This is a genomic window from Actinomadura sp. ATCC 39365 (assembly GCF_054392275.1).
This window is the reverse complement of record NZ_CP184335.1, coordinates 5447711-5462180: the sequence shown is the minus strand read 5'-3', so window position 1 is coordinate 5462180 and position 14470 is coordinate 5447711. Positions and strand designations below refer to the sequence as shown.

Below are 14470 nucleotides of genomic sequence, written 5' to 3'. Positions count from 1 at the left end.
CATATGATCACATGATTCCGGTGGATGCAAGAGTGCACTCCAGACTCATCGGGCGGCAAGTCCATTACCCGCACACCTGACTGAGGGCACGTGTGATGTAATACCGGGTTATCGATGAGCACCCGGTAGATGCCTCCGGGAGTACTCCCTTTAATACTCCCGGACAGCCCCGCTGCCACCTTGGTGTTACTCTCTTGTGCGAACCAAAACTTAACTGCGATCCTGACCGCGTTCGCCATTACGGATCTTCTCTAATGCAGGTGAGGGGCGGTCATGAGAGAACTCGCGGTGAACGAGCGCGAAGAGTTCGCAGAATTCTTCGGTACGATATTCGGTTCGCTGCCGCGCTCCGACCAGCGTAGCGCGGCCGAGTCGTACGTGCTGGGGCTGCTGCACGCGGGCGGGCGCAAGTCCATCCAGCGCATCGCCGACGAGGTGGGCGGTCCGCACAACGGCCAGTCGCTGCAGCAGTTCGTCAACCAGAGCCGCTGGGACCCGCGCCCGGTCCGCCGCACCGTCGCCGACGTGCTGGCGGCCGGCGCGCCCCCGGCCGCGTGGCTGGTGGAGGAGGTGGCCTTCACCAAGCACGGCCGCTGGTCGGCGGGCGTCGAGCGCCAGTACGTGCGCGGCCTCGGCCGCACGGTCAACTGCCAGGTGGGCGCGGCCGTGCTGATGAGCTCGGGCGAGGCGGCCGTGCCGGTCAACTGGCGGCTGTGCCTGCCGCAGTCGTGGGAGGCCGACCACGACCGGCGGGCCCGGGCGCACGTGCCCGACCAGGAACGGCACCGGCCCTTCGGCGAGCACGTGATCGACCTGGTCGACGACCTGACGCTCGACTGGGGCACGCCCGTCGCGCCGCTGGTCGCCGACCTCACCCACGTCCGAGGCGTCGCCGACCTGCTGCGCGGCCTGGAGGACCGCGGCCTCGACTACGTCGTCGAGGTCGACGCCCGCCACCGGGTCAGGGCCTCGATGAGCGTGGTGCGCGGGGGCGGCCCGCGGGCCCGCGTCGCGCTGGCCGAGGCGGCGCAGGCCGCGGCCGGGCTGGAGCGGCGCACGGTGGCCTGGTGGGAGGGGCCGCGGGGGCGGTCGCTGCGTTCGCAGTTCGTCCTCCTGCCGGTCTCCGACGAGCAGGCGCGCTCGCGCAGGCTGCTGGTGGAGTGGCCGCTCGGCCGGCCGCGGCCGCGCGCGTTCTGGCTGACGAACATGTCCGTGCCGGCGCAGGAGCTGGTCGCGCTGGCCAAGTCCCGCTGGCGGGCCGCCCACGCCATCGGCGAGCTGGCCGGGGGCTTCGGGCTGTTCGACTACGAGGGCCGTTCCTTCCACGGCTGGCACCACCACGTCACGCTGGCCTCGGCCGCCTACGCCTACGACGTGCGCTGGCGGCTGGCCGCCGGCGACGAGCCGGCGCTGCTGCCCGCGTGAGCACCCGCACGACGCACGAGGAGTCACACCGCTCGATGAAACCGAAAGCAGACAAGCAAGTCACCTGGGTCGAGCTCTTCTTCGACCTGGTCTTCGTGTTCGCCGTCACCCAGCTGTCCGACCTGCTCCACCGCGGCCACGGCTGGGGCAGCGTGGGGCAGGCCGTCGTCGTGCTGGTGCCGACGTACTGGGCCTGGGTGGGCATGGCGGTGCACGCCAACACCCGCGACGTCAACAACACCCCCGACCGGCTGGGCATCCTGGCGCTCAGCCTGTGCGGCCTGTTCATGGCGCTGGCCACCCCCTCGCCTACGAGGAGCGCGGCCTGATGTTCGGCGCCGCCTACTTCGCCCAGCGCTCGCTGCTGGCCGCCCTGTACTTCCGCGGCCGGCCGTTCGAGCTGGTCAACCCCTTCACGCTCTCGGTGTGCGTGACCGGGCCGCTGCTGCTGGCCGGGGGCCTGCTGGACAGCGGCACCCGGGTGTGGGTCTGGGCCGCGGCCGCCGCCATCGACCTGGCCGCGCCGGTGCTGACCCGCAGCCACCTGGTGCGGGTCAACTTCCACCCCCATCACTTACCCGAGCGGTTCGGCCTGTTGCTGATCATCGCGATGGGCGAGCCGATCCTGGCCATCGGCGCGCAGGCGTCGGCGGCGCGCCCGCTCGCCGTGGGCTCGATCAGCGCGGTCGCCGCGACGTTCGTGCTGGCCTGCGCGCTGTGGTGGGTGTACTTCATCTTCGCCGCCGAGTCGCTGCCCAAGGCCCTGGACGAGGCCGTGATCCGCACCGACCTGATCCGGCGCGTCTTCTCCTACGGCCACCTGGCCTTCATCGGGTCGATCATGGCGATGGCGGTGGGCATGGCCGAGGTCGTCTCCCATCCGGGCCAGGTCTTCGCCGCCCCCGTGACCGCGCTGCTGTTCGGCGGCTGCGCCCTGTACTTCGCGACGTTCTGCTACGCCCGCTGGCACATCTTCGCCAAGTGGTCGGGGCCGCAGCTCGCCATGCCCGTGGCCATCCTGGCGATCATCCCGGTCTCGTTGCAGGCGCCGGCGCTGCTGTCCGTGGCCGCTCTGGTGCTGGTGGTGATGACGTTCAACTTCCTGGAACATTCGCGGGCCAGATCCGAGTCCGACGCCTTGACTTAGCGCGCGCTCTAACCGGCAAGGTGAAGGCGGCGGCGCCGGTCGTGCGGGCCGCCACCAGGACCTGAACCGGGTGGACAACTGAGGAGCGTCATGAAGAATCCCGCTGTTCGAGTCGCGGTCGCCTACCTGGTGTCCGCGGTCGTCGGCGTCGTGATCATCGGTTCGTTCGTCGGAGCGCTGCACCACCCGGTTCCGCACGGGGTGCCGCTCGCCGTGGTGGGCCCCGACGCCGCCCGGCTGGAGCAGGCCGCGGGCGGGGCCGTGGACGCGCGCCCGTACGCCGACGCGGCCGGCGCGCGGGCGGCGGTGCTCCGGCGCGAGGTCGAGGCCGCCTACCTGGCGGGCGAGGGCCGCCTGCTGGTGGCCAGCGCGGGCGGCGACACGGCGGCCCCGCACTTCACCGCCCTGATGCAGCGCGCCGCCGGACGGCAGCTCGCGGTCGAGGACGTGCGGCCGCTGGCCGAGGGCGACTCCTCCGGTGTGTCCGGCATGTTCTACGTGCTGGGCCTGCTGCTGACCGCGCTGGCGACGACCGTGCTCACCATGCGGATGCAGCCGATGATGCACCGGGGGCTGCGGCTGGCGGTGCTCGCGCTCGGCGCGGTGACCGGCGGCCTGGCGCTCACCTGGGTCGTCGACGGCCTGCTCGGCGCGCTCACCGGCGCCCCGCTCGGGCTCCTGGCCGCCTCCAGCGCGGTGATCTTCCTGGTCTCGGTGGCGGTGAACGGCCTGATGCGCCGCTTCGGGCCGCGCGGCGTGATCGCGGCGGCCGTGCTGTTCATCCCGATCGGCCTGCCGGCCAGCGGCGGGCCGTTCGGCGCCGCGTTCATCGAGCCCTGGTACGCGGCGCTCGGCTACGTGCTGCCCACCCGGTCGGCGCTCGAACTGGTGCGCAGCGTGGTCTACTTCGACGGTGCGGCCCTGGCCGTCCCGCTGACGGTGCTCGGCCTGTGGGCGGTGCTCGGCCTGGTGCTGATGGCGCTGCCGCCGCGCCCGATGCCCCGGCCGGCCGCGCCCGCCGCGCCGGCGGTCCCCGTCGCCGGGGCCGCCCCCGGCGCCCACTGAACACTGGACAGGCCACCGGCCCCCGGACCGGCGCGGCCGCGGGTGCGGGGGTCCGCGCCCGTGGTCGCGCCCTCATCTCCGGCGGCGGTCAGGTGGCCGGGGGCAGCGCGAGGACCAGCCGTACGCCGGGCCGCAGCGGCTCGGCGCGCACCGACCCGGCGTGCGCCTCGGCGATCTGGCGGACGATGGCCAGGCCGAGCCCAGAACCCGGCAGGGAACGGGCCGACTCGGCGCGGTAGAACCGGTCGAACACGAACGGCAGGTCGTGGGCCGCGATGCCGGGGCCCTGGTCGGCCACCGACAACGAGCCCGCCGCGTCCACCCGTACCAGCACCACGCCACCGGGCGGGCTCCACTTGATCGCGTTGTCCACCAGGTTGGCGACCGCCCGTTCGATCGCGTCGGCGTCGGCCGTCACCAGGCACTCGGCCAGCTCGCCGCGCAGCCGTACGTGCGGGGCGCGGGCCGTGGCCCTGGCCAGCACGCGCCCGGCCACCAGGTCGAGCCGCACGTCCTCCAGGTGCAGCTCGACGTCGCCGTGCCTGGCCAGCTCGACCAGGTCGTTGACCAGCGCCCGCAGCTCCTCGGCCTGGACGCGGGCCTCGTGCACCAGGGCCGGGGCCTGCGGGTCGGCCGTGCCGCGCCCCTCCTCCAGCAGCTCCAGGTTCGTGGTGAGGCTGGTCAGCGGCGTGCGCAGCTCGTGCGAGGCGTCGGCGACCAGGCGCCGCTGGGCCAGCACCGACTCGCGCAGCGCGTGCGTCATCGTGGTGAACGAGCCGGCCAGGCGGGCCACCTCGTCCCGTCCGGCGCCCATGCCGTCCAGCCCGTCGGCGGTGAGGGTGCCGGTGGCGGTGACCCGCTCCACCACGGCCGTCAGCCGGGCGACGGGCCGCAGCGCCCGGCCGGCGAGGAAACGCGCGCCGGCCGCCGCGACCAGCGCGCCGCCCAGGGTCAGCGCGGCCAGCAGCAGCTTCAGCGCGTTCAGGGTCTGCTCGTCGCGGTTCAGCGGGAACGCCGTGCGCACCAGGATGCCCTTGCCCAGGTTGAGCGGGGCGGTGTAGAGCCGGTAGCGCACGCCGTCGTAGGCGACGTCCCGGAAGTAGGGGGGCAGCTTGCCGTACGCGACCGCCTGGTCCTGCTCGGCCAGCGGCACGAACCCGTCGGTCGGGCCGGACAGCAGCGGGTCGGGGCAGAACTGCAGCAGCGTGTTGCCCACCGGGAGGGGCGTGGCCGGCAGCGGCGAGTCGGCGGTCTTCAGCGACTCCAGCAGCCGCGGCGCCTGCCCGGCGGCCAGCACCAGCTCCCCGTCGTGCTGGCCGGCCAGCCCCGCCGCGGCCGCCGGGTAGACCACCAGTGAGACCGCCAGCAGCGCGGCGGCCACCACGGCGGCGACCGTCAGCGCGACCCTGGTACGCAGCCTCACGGCTCCTCCCGCAGCACGTACCCCAGGCCGCGGACGGTCTGGATCAGCCGCGGCTCTCCCCCGGCCTCCAGCTTGGCCCGCAGGTAGCTGATGTAGACCCACAACGCGTTCGAGGACGGCCCGAAGTCGTACCCCCAGACCGAGTCGAAGATGACCTCGCGGCTGAGCACCCGGCCCGGGTTGCGCAGGAACACCTTCAGCAGGGTGTACTCCGTCCTGGTCAGGTCGAGCGGCCGGCCGCCCCGGGTGGCCCGGCAGGCGGCCGGGTCCAGCTCCAGGTCGGCGTGGCGGAGCAGCCCCTGCGCGGGCGCGCTGCGGCGCAGCAGCGCGCGCAGCCTGGCCCGCAGCTCCTCCAGCGCGAACGGCTTGACCAGGTAGTCGTCGGCGCCCGCGTCCAGGCCCGCGACCCGGTCGCCGACCAGGTCGCGGGCGGTGAGCATCAGGATCGGGGTGCGGTCGCCCGCGGCCCGCAGGCGACGGCACACCTCCAGGCCGTCCAGGCCGGGCATCATGATGTCCAGCACCACCGCGTCCTGACGTCCGCCGCCGGCCGCCTCCAGGGCGCGCAGGCCGTCGGCGGCGACGCTGACGTCGTAGCCCTCGCGGGTGAGCGCGTGGGTCAGGGAGCGGCGGACCGCCTCGTCGTCGTCGGCAACAAGGACGTGCATGGTGCCACTCTCCCCTCCGCACCCCCGGCTGAGGAAGATCGGTGCCGGTCCCTACGCGGGCTCGGCACCGGCCAGCGCGCGCTTGACGTTCCGCAGCGCCCGCTCCAGCCGGTCCGGCGTGACGCCCAGGTGCTCGGCCACCGTGCCGAACCCGGCCGAGCCCGGGTCCACGCGGCCCTTCTTCGTCAGCGCGTCCAGTTCCTTGACGGCTCGCAGGGCGCGGTCGTACCCGATGCCCAGCTCGGCCGCGAGCGCCTTGGCGAACGCCTCCTGGGAGACGCCGTGATCCTTGTCGCCGGGCTTGCCAGGCTTGTCGAACCTGTCAGGCCCGCAGCCGGGCCTGCCGTCGCGCGGCTTCCCGCCGCCGGGGTCCTTCCGCACGTCGGGCCGCACGCCGGACTGCACGTCGGCGCTCTTCTCGCCCGTGTGGTCCTTGGCCACGTCGGCGGGCGAGCAGGTCGACGAGACCCGGGCACACGGGCCGGCCGCCGTGGCCGGCACCGCCCCGGCGGCGGCCAGCGTCAGGGCCGCCGCCGTCCCGAGGGCCAGCGCGGTCTTTCGTGGGTACATGTCGGTGCCCTTCTGGCGGCCGGTCCCCAGTGGCCCGGCCCGCTGCGGCCACTCAACCGCGGCCACCTTCACCCCACCGTCGGGGAACCTTAGAAACGCCACAGAAGCGCGCCGCCGCATCCCGCGCGCCGGACCTCCGCCCTCCTGAAAGGGTCCCGGCGGCGGGGCATTGTGGCGGGCGCCCGGGGAAGAGACCCATCCGCCCAGCGGAAGGGAAGGCGAGGACCCGTGAGACTTCTGGTGATCTGCAACCGGCAGGCCGGCGGCGTCGGCGACGACAGCACGCGGGAGGTGCTGCGGCTGCTGCGGGCGGAGGCCGACGTGCGGGTCTGCGACGGCGGCGCGCGGGAGGCCGCGCGGTCGCACGACGACCGGGTCCCGGTGGTGCTGGGCGGCGACGGGAGCGTGCACGCGCTGGTCGCCGCGCTGCTGGAGCACGGCCGTCTGGACGCCGGCCCGGTCGGGCTGATCCCCATGGGCACCGGCAACGACCTGGCCCGCACGCTGGGCATTCCGCTCGACCCGGCCGAGGCGGCCCGCGTCGTGCTGGCGGGGCACGAGCGGCCCGTGGACCTGCTGATCGACGACGACGGCGGCATCGTGGTCAACGCCGCGCATCTCGGCGTGGGCGCGCACGCCGCCGAGCGGGCCGCGCCGCTGAAGCCGCTGCTCAGCCGGGCCGCGTACGCGGTGGGCGCGGTGCTGGCGGGCGCGGGGACGAGCGGATGGCGGCTGCGGATCAGGGTGGACGGCGCCCAGGTGTGCACCGGCCGCCGCCGGGTGCTCATGGCCGGCGTCGGGAACGGCGCCACGATCGGCGGCGGCACGCCGCTGGCCCCGGCGGCCCGGCCCGACGACGGGCTGGCCGAGGTGGTGGTGTCCTACGCCACGGGACCGCTGGCCCGGCTGGCCTTCGCCACCGGGCTGCGCCGCGGCCGGCACCCCGCCCGCCCCGACGTGCAGACCTTCCGGGGCAGGCGGATCACCGTCGCGGGCGGGCCCGTCCCGGCCAGCGTGGACGGCGAGCTGGAGCAGGTGGCGGAGCGGCGCACCTGGATCGTGCGGCCGGCCGCCTGGCGGGTCCTGGCGCCGCCCGCGTCCTGACCGGGTCAGTGCTCGGGGTGCAGGGACTGGCCGAGGTACATGGCGGTGAGCATGGTGAACAGGTACGCCTGCAGGAACATCACGAAGATCTCGAACGCGGTCAGCACGCACGTCATGAACACCCCCAGCACGCCCACCGCCACGCCGCCCACGGTCGGCCGCTCCACCAGGAACCAGTAGCCGACCGCGCTGAAGAAGGCCAGCAGCGTGTGCCCGGCGAACATGTTCGCGAACAGCCGCACGGCATGGGTGAACGGCGCGGTGACGAAGATGTAGAACAGCTCCAGCGGCGCGTACAGGGTGATCGCCAGGGCCTTCGGCAGGCCCTCCGGGAACATCGCGTTCCTGAGGTAGCCGGCCAGGCCCTGGTGCCTGAAGCCGAGGTAGAGCTTGAGCAGGTAGACCACCCCGGCCAGCACCCAGGGGAAGGCGACGTGGGCGGTGACCGGGAACTGGAGCAGCGGGATCACGCCCATCACGTTCCAGAGCAGGGTCAGCAGGAAGAGCGTGAGCAGCAGCGGCATCCAGCGGTCGGCGTCCGCGCCCAGCGACGGGCGGGCGATCTGGTCGCGGACGAACAGGTAGGCGTACTCGCCCGCGTTCTGCAGGCCGCGCGGCACCAGCCTGGGCCGGGAGAAGGCGCCCCAGGCCAGCGCGCACACCACGAGCACGCCGGCGACGGCCAGCAGCACCGGCTTGGTGAGCCAGAGCGGCGCGCCGTCCCACAGCGCGGGGTAGTCGAACAACTCCGGTCCGGGCGGGCGGAAGTCGTCGGAGGGCATGGCGAAGCTCCTCTTGAGAATTGAGGGGTTGAGGGGTCGAGGGGTGGCCGGGGGTTCAGAGCCAGCCGCGGGACTCGGCCACGCGGACGGCCTCGGCGCGGTTGCGCGCCCCGGTCTTGGTGATCGCCGAGGACAGGTAGTTGCGTACGGTGCCCTCGGTCAGGAACAGGGTGCGGGCGATGTCGGCCACGGTCGCGCCGCCGGAGGCGGTCCGCAGCACCTCGGCCTCGCGCTGGGTGAGCGGGCTCGGCCCGACGGTCAGGGCGGACACCGCCAGCTTGGGGTCGATCACCGTCTCGCCGGCCATCACCCGGCGCACGGCCGCGGTCAGCTCGGCCACCGGCGCGTCCTTGACCACGAACCCGGACACGCCCGCGTCGAGGGCACGGCTGAGGTAGCCGGGCCGGCCGAACGTGGTGACGATGACCACCCGGTGGCCGCGCAGGCGTTCGGCGACCTCCAGGCCGGACATGCCGGGCATCTCGATGTCGAGCAGGACCACGTCGGGGCGGTGCTCGGCCACCGCGGGCTCGACCAGGTCGCCCCGGCCGACCTCGGCCACCACCTCGATGCCGTCCTCCAGGGCGAGCAGCGCGGCCGTGCCGCCGCGGACGAGGTCCTGGTCGTCGGCGATGAGGACGCGGATCACGGCAGCTCCAGGGGCACTCGGGCGTGCAGCCGGTAGCCGCCGCCGGGCAGCGGACCGGCCTCCAGACGGCCGCCGGCGGCCGCGATCCGCTCAGCCAGCCCGGTCAGCCCATTGCCCCCGACGCCCGCAGCCACCGCTCCCCCGGCCCCTTCGGCTCCCGGGTCGGTGGCGTCGTCGGCGTCGGCCTTGCGCCCGTGTGCCTCGGTGCCGGGGCCGTCGTCGCGGATCTCGACGGTGGCGGTGTGGTCGTCGACGGCGAGGTCGATGCGGCAGTGGCGGGCGCGGCTGTGGCGCACGACGTTCGTGGCGGCCTCCCGTACGGTCCAGGCCAGCAGCGTCTCGGCGGCGGCCGGGACCGGCCCGCCGGCGGGCGAGACCGCCAGCCGGATCCCGGCCAGGTCCAGACTGTGGGCCGCCGTGCGCAGCTCGCCCGACAGGGAGGGCGCGCGGTAGCCGGCGACGGCGTGGCGCACCTCGTCGAGCGCCTGGCGGGCGGCGCGTTCCACGTCGGCCATCTCGCGGGCGGCCCGTTCAGGGTCGGTACGGGCCAGCCGGGCGGCGAGCTGGCTCCTGATGGTTATCGAGGTGAGCGTGTGGCCGAGCGTGTCGTGCAGGTCGCGGGCGAAGCGCAGGCGTTCGTTGTCCACGGCGAGCCGGGCGACGTGGGCGCGGGCGGCGTCGAGCCGGGCGACCATCTCGCCCAGGTGCTTCAGGCTCGCCACCGTCACCGCCTCGACCAGGATCGCCGGCGGCACCCACCAGACCTGCCCGAACGGCCGCCCGTACGCCACCAGCGCGGCCACCACCACGACCGTCGTCACCGCCACCGACCCCACGAAGGCGGCCCGCGGCAGGCAGGCCGACAGGGCGCTGACCACGAACACGAACGCGACGTACGCCCACGGCGCCCGCAGCACCGGCAGCAGCGCCAGCGCGGCGGCCACCAGCCCCACCGGCGTCCAGGTCAGCGCCGCCGCGCCCAGGGCGCTGAGCGCCCGCCACATGATCCGCAGCCAGCACGCCGCGAACACCGCGACCGCCGCGACCACCCCCACCACCGCGAGCACGCCGGGACGCGTGGAGAGGAACGACCACAGCGGCCACCCCACCAGCAGCAGCCACACGCACGCCCCGGCGCGCGCCGCCGTCCGGCCCCGGCTGAACTCCACCTCCCGCACCGCCGCGTCACCCGTCACAGGGCCCGACGGTAACGCCCGGCGGCCGGCGGGGGCCGCCGGGGGTCGCCGTCCTTGAGTTTCAGCATGGGACCAGCCTGCTGGGAGTGGTGGCGCCGGGTGTAGTGCCAGCCGTCAGAGACGCCTCCATGACAAACGTCATGGCCGGATCCGGTCGGAAGCGGCGCGTCGGGGGTGCGGGGTTTGTGCTTCTCGGGTGGGTGTGCGGTTCGTCAGCACGAGCACGCCCGCGGTGACGAGGCCCGCGGCGTGCAGGCACAACGCCGGGACGATGCCGACGACCTCCCCCAGCACCCCGGCCGTCGCCATGCCGAGCAGCGAGGTGACGGCCTGGGCGCTCGCGAGCAGGCCGATGACGCCGCCCCGGCGCTCGTCGGTGGTGGCCGTCTGGGCCAGCGTCGCGAACCCGGCCATCGCCGCCGCCGCGGGGAGCCTGGCCAGCGCGATCAGCACGAGGGCCGGCCACAACGCGTCGAGGGCGAGGGGGTAGGCGAACAACGCCAGGTCGAGCAGGCCGAACGCGACCGTGCCCCAGCCGAGCAGCGCCCGTGGCGCGGGGTCGCGCCGGTGCAGGGCCACGGCCAGCGCGCCGGCCAGCCCGCCGACCGCCTGCACCGACAGGAACAGCCCGTACGCGTCGCCCTGGCCGCCCAGCACGTCGGCCACGAAAGGGGCGGCGAGCGTGGCGAAGATGCCTTCGCCCAGCCCCGTGATCACCATGTACGCGGCCAGCAGCCGGATGCCGGGGTTCCCCATGGCCAGCCGCAGCCCGGAGGCCCACTGGGCGCGGACGGACGGCGCCCGCGCCACGACCGGCGACCTGGCCGGGACGCGCAGGGTCGCCTGCAGGACCGCGGAGATCATGAAGCTGGCCACGTCGAGCAGGACGATCGCGGGCAGCCCGCCCGCCGTGACGGCGACGCCGCCCAGCATCGCCCCCAGCAGCCGGGCGAGCTGGCCGCTCTGGCCGTGCAGGGCGTTGGCCCGGACCAGCCCGGACGCGGGCACGAGCTGCGGGACGAGCGCCCGCTGCGCCGGGGCGAGCAGGGTGCCGAGCACGCCGGTCCACAGGGCGACCGCGTAGACGATCCAGACCTGGGCGGGGCCGCGTACCGCCAGCAGGGGCAGCAACCCGAGCCCGAGCAGCACGTCGGTGACGACCAGCACCCGGCGGCGGTCCCAGCGGTCGGCCAGCACCCCGGCCACGGACCCGAGCAGGACGTCGGGCAGCCGGGAGACCAGCAGCATGATCGCGGTGGACAGGGTGGAGCCGGTCAGGCGGTAGACGTGGAAGGCCAGCCCGGTGCTGATCACCCAGTCGCCCGTCTGGGACACGACGGACGCGGCCAGCAACCGCCCGAACCCCCGCCCACCGCCGGGCGACACCCACCCGCCTCCGCCCCGCGCCGGCCACCGCCGCGCACCGGACCGCCGCGTCGGCCACCACCGCACCCCGGTCGCCCGGCGAGCCACACCCTCCCGGTCCGCCGGCTTCTCGGCCGTGCGCCCGCCGGCCCGGCCGGTCTCCCCGGCCGGGGTGCGTGGCTCAGTCACCGGAGGCCGTCGGGGCGAGCGGGATCACCATCTGCGTCACCAGCACGGGCCGGGCCCCCTCGGGACGGGCCGCCGCGTCGTCCACGCGGGCCATCAGCGGCCGCAGCAGGTCGGCGACGGCCTCGCCGAGCGCCGTGATCTCCTGCGGGGTGACGTAGAGGTAGGTGTTGCCGATGCCGCCGACGCCCCGCCAGGGCTCCTCCTCGCCCCGCCGCGCCTCCTGCCACTCCACCAACCGCGACAACGCCCGCTCGGCCAGCACCTGCTCCAGCAGGCTGCGGGCGGCCGACCGCTCGGACCCGGCCACGTCGTCATCCCACACCTGGACGCTCGCGGTCACCTTCCACGGCCGCTCCCGCTCGTCGCGCGCCTCGGCCTGCTCAACCAGGCCGTACTTGGCCAGCTGCCGCAGGTGGTAGGAGGCCAGCGCCTGGCTGATCCCGACCTCGCGGGCGGCGTCGGCGGCGGTGGTCGCCCCCGACCGCAACAGCAGCTCGTGCAACGCCAGCCGGACCGGATGGGCGAACGCCCGCATCGCGGCCGGATCGTCGAGCACCAGCCGCCGCCCCGAGGATTCCAAAGACATGCTTGGAATGTTCCGCCACCGGCACCGGCGATGTCAAGGATTCCTTTGGAATAGCGCCGGCGGTTACCTCCGAGGTAATCGACGGCGTTCGGGCGGGCCGGAAGACTGGGGGCATGGAGAGGGACACGCGGGGCATCGTGCAGGAGTTGTTGCGGCGGATCGGCGAGGGTGATCCCGAGCGGATAGCGGAGCTGTTCGCCGAGCCGATCGACTGGCAGCTCAGCTGGCCCGCCGAGGGGCATCCGGCGGTGCCGTGGATCCGGCCCCGGTCGGGGCGGGCCGAGGTGGCCGAGCACTACCGGTCGCTGGGGGCGCATCACGTGCCGGAGCTGAACGGCACCACGGTGCGGCAGATCCTGGTCGACGGGGCGGACGCCGTGGTGCTGGGGCAGATCGTGCAGACCGTGCGCGCGACCGGCGTCTCCTACGCCACGCCGTTCGCGCTGCACCTGACCGTCGAGGACGGGCTGATCACGCGCAGCCACATCTACGAGGACAGCCTGACGGTCGCGGAGGCCCTGAGCGCCAAGGGATGATCTCCCGGGGAAGCCGGTGGCGGGCGCGGCGTGCCCGTCGCCGCCCCGGGAAGACCGGTGGCGGGCATGGACGACGGCGGGACCCTCGCCGTCCCCGATGATCCGGATTCGGCAATGCCCGCCACCGTTTTGCCCCTCGGCCGGCGCACGGGCCACGGCGCCCGGCCCGGCGCGGGTTACGGTGATCGCCACAGTCCGTACGGCCGGAGGGATGGGATGGACGGCCGCGCCCCGCTCCCCCTGCGCGTCAACGGCCGGCCGCACGAGCCGCCGGCGGACCCGCGCGTGTCCCTGCTCGACTTCCTGCGCGACCACCTCCGGCTGACCGGCACGAAGAAGGGCTGCGACCAGGGGCCTGCGGCACCTGCACCGTCCTGGTCGACGGAATGCGGGTCTACGCGTGCCTGCTGCTGGCCGTCCAGTGCGAGGGGATGGAGATCGTCACCGTCGAGGGCCTGGCGAACGACGAGGTGGGCGCGCGGGTGCAGGAGGCGTTCGTCCGGCACGACGCCCTGCAGTGCGGATACTGCACGCCCGGCCAGGTCTGCTCGGTCGCCGGCCTGCTGGCCGAGCTGCGGGACGGCGTGCCCAGCGCCGCGACGCCCGACCTGGCCGCTCGCCCGCGCGAGCTGACCGACGCCGAGCTCGGCGAGCGCATGGCGGGCAACCTGTGCCGGTGCGGGACGTACCACCACATCGCCGCCGCCGTCCGGGAGGTCGCCGCGACGTGAGGGAGTTCGCCTACCTGCGGGCGGCCGGCGTGGCGGAGGCCGTCGCGATGATGGCCGCGATGATGGCCGCGACGCCGCCGGACGGCGGCCCGGCCCGCTACCTGGCCGGCGGGACGAACCTCGTCGACCTCATGCGGGAGGAGGTCGAGCGGCCGGGCCGGATCGTGGACATCTCGCGCCTGCCGCTGTCGGCCGTCGAGGACCTGCCCGGCGGCGGGCTGCGGCTCGGCGCGCTGGCCGGCAACACCAAGGTCGCGGCCGACCTCCGGGTGCGGCGGCGCTATCCGGTGCTCGCCCGCGCCATCCTGGCGGGCGCCTCGCCGCAGCTGCGCAACCGCGCGACCGTGGGCGGCAACCTGCTGCAGCGTACGCGCTGCCGCTACTTCTACGACACCGCCGCCGCCTGCAACAAGCGCGCGCCCGGCGCGGGGTGCGACGCGCTGGACGGCTTCAACCGCGCGCACGCCGTCCTGGGGGCGAGCCCGAGCTGCGTCGCCGTCCACCCCTCGGACATGTGCGTGGCCCTGGCCGCCCTCGACGCGACCGTCAACCTGACGGGGCCCAAGGGGACGCGGAGCGTGCCGTTCACCGGGTTCCACGTCCTGCCCGGCCTTACGCCGCAGGTGGAGACCGTGCTGCGGGACGGCGAACTGGTCACGAGCGTGGACCTGCCGCCCGCCCCGCCGGGACGCGGGGCGTACGCGAAGGTCAGGGACCGGGCCGGGTTCGCGTTCGCGCTGGTGAGCACGGCCGTGCTGCTGCACGTCGAGGACGGCAGGATCGTGTTCGCGCGGGTCGCGCTCGGCGGGGTGGCGCACAAGCCGTGGCGCGCCCACGCCGCCGAGGACCTGCTGACCGGCGCCGTCCCGGACGCGTCCGCCTTCGCGCGGGCCGCCGGCGTGGCGCTGGCCGAGGCCCGCCCGCTGCGGCACAACGCCTTCAAGCCGGTGCTGGCCGCACGACTGCTCCGCCACACACTCACCGAACTCGCGCACCCGTCGTAGAACCGGGCGCCCACCGAACCCGCGCACCCG

The 14470-nt window shown here is 74.7% G+C and carries 14 protein-coding genes and 1 pseudogene; 7 read left to right on the top strand and 8 right to left on the bottom strand.

Going from position 1 to position 14470, the window contains the following annotated elements:
• Positions 1–273 precede the first annotated feature (273 nt).
• From ACNF49_RS26710 to ACNF49_RS26700, 3 genes and pseudogenes are all read left to right on the top strand, one after another.
• Positions 274–1425 (top strand): IS701 family transposase, encoded by a 1152-nt coding sequence (locus ACNF49_RS26710; RefSeq protein ID WP_357981188.1) that lies wholly within the window; start codon positions 274–276, stop codon positions 1423–1425.
• Between the two features lie 35 nt (positions 1426–1460).
• Positions 1461–2572, top strand: a pseudogene (locus ACNF49_RS26705) (low temperature requirement protein A).
• A 90-nt stretch (positions 2573–2662) separates the two neighbouring features.
• Entirely contained in the window at positions 2663–3637 is a 975-nt protein-coding gene (locus ACNF49_RS26700) for a hypothetical protein (RefSeq protein WP_482945398.1), read from the top strand.
• An 88-nt stretch (positions 3638–3725) separates the two neighbouring features.
• Here ACNF49_RS26700 and ACNF49_RS26695 read toward each other — a convergent pair whose 3' ends face one another.
• Genes ACNF49_RS26695 through ACNF49_RS26685 form a run of 3 tightly spaced genes read right to left on the bottom strand, consistent with a single transcriptional unit; the run spans position 3726 to position 6298 of the window.
• A complete protein-coding gene (locus ACNF49_RS26695) occupies positions 3726–5060 on the bottom strand; it encodes a sensor histidine kinase (RefSeq protein WP_482945397.1) in 1335 nt (444 codons plus the stop codon).
• Positions 5057–5728, bottom strand: coding sequence for a response regulator transcription factor (locus tag ACNF49_RS26690; RefSeq protein ID WP_357981200.1), 672 nt, complete (start codon positions 5726–5728; stop codon positions 5057–5059). Before ACNF49_RS26690 ends, ACNF49_RS26695 begins: the two co-directional genes overlap by 4 nt.
• A gap of 51 nt (positions 5729–5779) precedes the next feature.
• On the bottom strand, positions 5780–6298 hold the full coding sequence (locus ACNF49_RS26685) for a hypothetical protein (RefSeq protein ID WP_482945396.1): 519 nt from the start codon (positions 6296–6298) through the stop codon (positions 5780–5782).
• Positions 6299–6526: 228 nt separating this feature from the next.
• Here ACNF49_RS26685 and ACNF49_RS26680 point away from each other — a divergent pair, with 228 nt between their 5' ends.
• Positions 6527–7402, top strand: coding sequence for a diacylglycerol/lipid kinase family protein (locus ACNF49_RS26680; protein WP_482945395.1), 876 nt, complete (start codon positions 6527–6529; stop codon positions 7400–7402).
• A 5-nt stretch (positions 7403–7407) separates the two neighbouring features.
• Here ACNF49_RS26680 and atpB read toward each other — a convergent pair whose 3' ends face one another.
• The 5 genes from atpB to ACNF49_RS26655 all read right to left on the bottom strand — a co-directional run bounded on the left by atpB (position 7408) and on the right by ACNF49_RS26655 (position 12169).
• Positions 7408–8184 (bottom strand): F0F1 ATP synthase subunit A, encoded by a 777-nt coding sequence (atpB, locus tag ACNF49_RS26675; protein ID WP_357981209.1) that lies wholly within the window; start codon positions 8182–8184, stop codon positions 7408–7410.
• A gap of 55 nt (positions 8185–8239) precedes the next feature.
• Positions 8240–8833 carry a response regulator gene (locus tag ACNF49_RS26670; RefSeq protein ID WP_482945394.1) on the bottom strand — a complete coding sequence of 198 codons (594 nt, stop codon included), beginning with the start codon at positions 8831–8833 and terminating at the stop codon, positions 8240–8242.
• Positions 8830–10029, bottom strand: coding sequence for a sensor histidine kinase (locus tag ACNF49_RS26665; protein WP_482945393.1), 1200 nt, complete (start codon positions 10027–10029; stop codon positions 8830–8832). The genes ACNF49_RS26670 and ACNF49_RS26665 overlap by 4 nt, the downstream gene beginning before the upstream one ends.
• 138 nt (positions 10030–10167) lie before the next feature.
• On the bottom strand, positions 10168–11415 hold the full coding sequence (locus tag ACNF49_RS26660; RefSeq protein WP_482945392.1) for an MFS transporter: 1248 nt from the start codon (positions 11413–11415) through the stop codon (positions 10168–10170).
• Positions 11416–11575: 160 nt separating this feature from the next.
• Positions 11576–12169, bottom strand: a complete 594-nt coding sequence (locus tag ACNF49_RS26655; protein ID WP_482945391.1) for a winged helix-turn-helix domain-containing protein — start codon at positions 12167–12169, stop codon at positions 11576–11578.
• 113 nt (positions 12170–12282) lie between these two features.
• Here ACNF49_RS26655 and ACNF49_RS26650 point away from each other — a divergent pair, with 113 nt between their 5' ends.
• The 3 genes from ACNF49_RS26650 (at position 12283) to ACNF49_RS26640 (ending at position 14440) form a co-directional block, all read left to right on the top strand.
• Positions 12283–12705: a nuclear transport factor 2 family protein gene (locus ACNF49_RS26650; RefSeq protein ID WP_357981222.1), complete on the top strand. Its 423-nt coding sequence runs from the start codon at positions 12283–12285 to the stop codon at positions 12703–12705.
• Between the two features lie 386 nt (positions 12706–13091).
• Positions 13092–13436 carry a (2Fe-2S)-binding protein gene (locus ACNF49_RS26645; RefSeq protein WP_482945390.1) on the top strand — a complete coding sequence of 115 codons (345 nt, stop codon included), beginning with the start codon at positions 13092–13094 and terminating at the stop codon, positions 13434–13436.
• Positions 13433–14440 carry an FAD binding domain-containing protein gene (locus tag ACNF49_RS26640; protein WP_357981228.1) on the top strand — a complete coding sequence of 336 codons (1008 nt, stop codon included), beginning with the start codon at positions 13433–13435 and terminating at the stop codon, positions 14438–14440. Before ACNF49_RS26645 ends, ACNF49_RS26640 begins: the two co-directional genes overlap by 4 nt.
• Positions 14441–14470: the final 30 nt, after the last annotated feature.